This window comes from Pseudoalteromonas sp. G5_S1_54_S4, assembly GCF_054968565.1.
Window position 1 is genome coordinate 1 of sequence record NZ_JBQKUL010000108.1, and the last position, 2,299, is coordinate 2,299.

At 41.8% G+C, this 2,299-nt stretch carries 2 protein-coding genes; both read right to left on the bottom strand.

From position 1 onward, the window contains the following. Positions 1–310: 310 nt before the first annotated feature. Entirely contained in the window at positions 311–1,066 is a 756-nt protein-coding gene (locus tag ACTRWE_RS19070; RefSeq protein WP_462880518.1) for a class I SAM-dependent methyltransferase, read from the bottom strand. Between the two features lie 76 nt (positions 1,067–1,142). After that, positions 1,143–2,299 (bottom strand): response regulator (locus ACTRWE_RS19075; RefSeq protein ID WP_462880519.1); only part of this gene is annotated, 1,157 nt, incomplete at its 5' end.

Genomic DNA, 2,299 nt, shown 5'->3' on the forward strand with positions numbered 1-2,299 from the left:
GGTTCGGGGTTCGGGGTTCGGGGTTCGGGGTTCGGGGTTCGGGGTTCGGGGTTCGGCAGGATTGTGTTTGGTATTAATTAAAAAGCAATTCGTCATTTATTTATTCATCACCTAACCCTTCAACTCTTGATAAAGCAAATTATAATTGGCAGTTACACAACATTAATTACACCCTCGGAGCCTTTACCCTATACGCGGCATAAAGCCCCGCCTACAAAATAGTGTGCGCCACCCCATCAGCCTTAGTTTACCTCGCACACGTTTTAGGCTCGAAGCCCGTCGCTCGTAGCCCGTTAACCTTTAACCTAAACTAAACCATCGCGGCTTTTACATACACATCAAAGCGGTTCTTCTTGGTTTTGATTTGCATGCTTGGGGTTTTATCATTTAAAAATGGTGCGTAATCGGGGCGTTTAACTACAACACGTTTGCTGGCAAGGGGGTAGGCAAACTCGAGTAAATCATCGGCGTCGGTATCGCCACCTACTAATTCTTGGAATACGCGCATTTCTTTTTTAACCAGTGCTGATTTTTCACGGTGCGGAAACATAGGATCTAAATACACTACATCGGGCACGCTGTCACATTGAGCAAGTAAGGTATGGCTTGAGCCAAATATTAAGCTCATTTTTTGCTGCATCCATAGGCCAATTTCACTATCGTTATAAGCACGTTGTAAACCGTCATATAACAGCGCGGCAACCACGGGGTGGCGCTCATGTAAAATGACTTTACAGCCTAGCGAGGCTAACACAAAACCATCACGCCCAAGGCCTGCTGTGGCATCGAGTACCACTGGCGTTGCGCCCTTATTAAGACCAACTGCTTTGGCAATTGATTGCCCTTTACCACCACCAAATTTACGTCTATGTGCAACGGCACCAGTTACAAAGTCTACGTTAATTGCACCTAGTTTAGGCTCATCAGTTTTATATAGGCTTAGTCCTTTATCATCGTAATGCAAACTAAAGCCACGGCTTTGCTCCGCCCATTGAGCAAGCCCAAAGCGTGTTTCTAACTCATTCAAATATGGCCGACACTCTTTAAACGCACACTGTATAACCACTTCACACTCCGATGATAAATTTCACCGCTATTATACCCAAACAGCAGCAATATACGAAGTTCGCAAGGTGTATAGTTTAAAACAACTCAATATCGTTATTTTCACTCTCAGATTCTGGCTGCGCTTGTTGTTTACTTAGTTGTGTTTGAGTAATTAAGTCATCACGCTGTTGAGTAGTTGTTTTTAGTTGGTGCTTAATAAAGGCTAAATCATTCGTGGTTGCAACCAGCTGCTGTGATGTATGGCTAAGCTGAGTTATTTGCTCATTGAGCTGCGAAGCTGGTAAGTCATTTTGTGTTTGCATTAACGATTGGAGTTGCTCGAGCTGCTCTGTAAGCTGGCTAATCGCATTCGTTTGCATGGCGTTTTGATTTTTAAGCTGGGCAACAATATCTTTAAAAGCAAGGGTGAGCTCATTGTCGCGCATTAGTCGATATTGGTGCTGCTGTATAGTAACTACTTTTTCGTTAGTTACTTCTAAAATATGCGGAAATAAATCTTTATAGCGACCATACAGTGATGGCGTATCTATTGGCATATTTTTAATTAACAGTGAAATATTAGGGTAATTAATAATAGTACTATGACCAATATCAACAAAGCGCTCTGCATTTTTATGCTGCATGAGTAGCTCTTGCTCTAATGGGCATACACCCGTCTCTTGGCTATAAAACACTCCCTGGTTATTTTGCCAAAAAACAACCACGACATTGAGATGTAATGGCGTAAAAAAGCCTAAAAAGTATTCACTTAATAGTTCTAAATTATCAGCATGGTAGCTTTGACAAACAAAGCGCATAATGCGTCCCATGTCACCGGTTTCAATCATCGCCATTTCAGCTGTTTTATTGGCCTTTGCTATATCATACTGCAGTGCTGCGCATTGCTTGCGGTACTGATAAAGAATTTTAATACGTGCCATCAGCTCCTGTGCATTAAAAGGCTTTAAAATGTAGTCAGCCCCACCAACACTAAACCCTTTAATACGTTCGGCCTGCCCCACTTTGGATGATAAAAACATTACCGGAATGTCTGTTGTGGCTTTATTTTGTTTAATACTTTGGCAGACCTCATAACCAGACATACCCGGCATTTCAACATCAAGCAAAATAATATCAGGGTTATACTTATTTACTTGTCTTATGCCATCTTCACCATTTTTGGCATGGAGCACTTTACAAAACCCAGCTAAAGACTCTTCAATAATATGGTGCATTAATTTATCGTCATCAA